General features: G+C 41.7%; 2 protein-coding genes. Both read left to right on the forward strand.

Annotated elements, in window-relative coordinates:
* Nucleotides 1–57 precede the first annotated feature (57 nt).
* Complete coding sequence (locus A0F92_RS01040; RefSeq protein WP_262490023.1) at nucleotides 58–1,182, forward strand: TolC family protein; 1,125 nt, start codon at nucleotides 58–60, stop codon at nucleotides 1,180–1,182.
* 10 nt (nucleotides 1,183–1,192) lie between these two features.
* Nucleotides 1,193–2,739 (forward strand): efflux RND transporter permease subunit (locus A0F92_RS01045; RefSeq protein ID WP_253810013.1); only part of this gene is annotated, 1,547 nt, incomplete at its 3' end.

Genomic DNA, 2,739 nt, shown 5'->3' on the forward strand with positions numbered 1-2,739 from the left:
CAACTTCAATATTTTTTTTAATTCTTCCGAATTGCATAAAATTCCATTGCAGAACTGCTGAAGCATAAAGATTTATACAACAGCAGCGGCAGCAATAAGAATGGTGCTGCTGCCGGCAGTGGTGCTAATCTTTATGCTTCAGCAGTTCTGCAATGGAATTTTATGCAATTCGGAAGAATTAAAAAAAATATTGAAGTTGCAGATGCCGCTATCCAATTAAGTAAAGCCGATCAATCGCAGGAAGCATTCAAACTTCAATCCACTGCCACCCGTTATTATTTCGCTGCCTTACAAAGTGCTGCATTGCTCACTATATTGAAGTCGGATGCGCAACGCCTGGCTGATTTGCTGGATCTCTTGAAAATGCAGTCAGATGCAGGACTGCGCCCCAGTGCAGATACCTTGTTAATTAAGTCTGCTTTTCTTCAGGCAAAAAACAGGATCAATGACCAGGAGGCATCGCTGGAAACATCCCTGTTGCAATTGGCTTCACTGACAGGAGAAGATGCAGATAACATTTCCATTGACACTTCGCTTTATCACCGCTTTAATTCGGATGAAAATTTTACTCAGAATAGTTTACAAAATCACCCATACCTGAATTATTTAAATGCAGCTGTTGATTATTCCAACGCTCAACTGGAAGCGGTCAAAAAAGAAGTATATCCTTCCATTGGTCTGTTAGCTGGTACAGGTATCCGTGGCTCCGGTATTGATGCAGCAGGGAATGTAAATAAAAATCTTTCTGCTCCCTGGAACAACAATGTAGGCAGCTATTTAATAGGGGTGGGTGTAACCTGGAACCTCTCATCGCTTTATCAAAACAAAACAAAGCAAAAGATAGCGGGTCATGAAATCGCATCTGCAAAAGCTAACTACGCTGCGTCACAACTTCAGCTCAATACTTTGTATGCTTCTGCACTTGCCAGTTGGAAACAGCAATGCCAGAAACTAAAGGATGCGCAGATCGCTTTTAAGTCTTCACAGGAAGCGTATGATCTCTATACGGTCCGGTATGAAAGCGGATTGATTAATTTAATTGAGCTGCTGCAATTGCAAAAATCGTTGCAGGATGCAGAAAGCAATTATGTAAACGCAATTGCATCCTATTGGAACGAGCTGATTGATTTGAGCGAAGCCATAGGCAAGCCATCTTTACTCCTTAACGCTATTAAGCCATAACCCAACGATTATGAACATTATTCGATTAGCCCTTCGTAAGCCTATTGCTATCATCGTTGTGGTGTTAGCTATTGGCTATTTCTTCTTTCTTGTTCTCAAAAAAATCAATGTTGACATCTTCCCCAAAATTGAATCACCTGCCATTTACATTGCCATGCCTTATGGTGGATTAACACCTTCTTACATGGATGGATTTATGGCGAATGAATTTCAAAAAGTGCTGGTCTTTGTCAGCGGTGTGAAGGATATTGAATTCAAAAGCATTCAGGGTTTTACCCTGATGAAATTAAGCTTCTATGCAGGCACTGACATGGCTCAATCCGCCGCAGAAGTATCCACGCAGGTTTCAAGGGCAATGGGCTTTTTACCACCCGGCTCCGTGCCGCCACAGGTAGTGCGGTTTGATGGTAGTTCCTTACCAATTGGCCAATTGGTTTTTGAAAGTGATAAGCGTTCCATTGGTGAAATACAAAACTTGGTATTGACCCGTATTCGTCCAATGTTTGTTACCATTCCCGGTATCACTGCGCCTGCGCCTTTTGGCGGTAACATTCGTTCCATTGTAATAAAGGTCAACCCCGACCTGATGCAGTCTTTGGGTTTGTCGGAGGAAGAAGTTATGGCAGCCGTGGCAAAAAACAACCTACCCTCACCTGCAGGAAATATCAGGATGGGTGATAAAAATTACATGAGCCCTGTTAACTCATTGGCAAAAGGTCCGGAAGAGTTTTTAAACCTGCCCATCAGGGTCAACGATAATTCAACGGTATTTATAAAAGACATTGCCACGGTGGAAGATGCAGCCGACGTTACAACCGGTTATGCAGTGGTGAACGGAAAGCGTTCCGTGTATTTGCCGGTCATCAAAAAAGCGGATGCCTCCACGTTGAAAGTGGTAGAGAATTTAAAAGCTGCACTGCCGCAATTGAAGGAAAGCCTTCCCGATAATGTGAAGATTGATTATGTTTTTGACCAGTCAGTTTACATAGAACACTCTATCAGTAACCTAGTGCATGAAGGCATATTGGGCGCTATACTAGCTGGGTTGATGGTACTACTTTTTTTGGGTGACAAACGGGGTGCATTGATTGTTGTACTCACCATTCCCATATCCATTTTATCAGCGGTCCTATTACTCTACACCTTCGGGCAAACCATCAACATGATGACGCTGAGCGGACTTGCATTAGCGATAGGAATATTAGTAGATGAAGCAACGGTAACTATTGAAAATATTCACCAGCATTTTGAAAAAGGCAAAACAAAATCACGATCTATACTGGATGCGTTGCTTGAAATATCTATTCCCAAATTGTTGATCCTGCTTTGTATTCTTTCGGTATTGATCCCTTCTTTCATTATGACCGGCATACCCAAAGATATGTTCCTGCCATTGTCGCTGGCCGTTGGTTTTTCCATGATCGCTTCTTTCCTGTTTTCCTCGCCATTAAATAGATATTTTTCTAAGTTATTGATTATCAATTATTTGTTTATTTTATTTTTGGTGTCTTGGGTGTCCCAGCGTAATTTTTTATCTTTCAGAAGTGTTTATAAGAA

This window comes from Hydrotalea flava (genome assembly GCF_001623405.1).
GTDB lineage: Bacteria > Bacteroidota > Bacteroidia > Chitinophagales > Chitinophagaceae > Hydrotalea > Hydrotalea flava.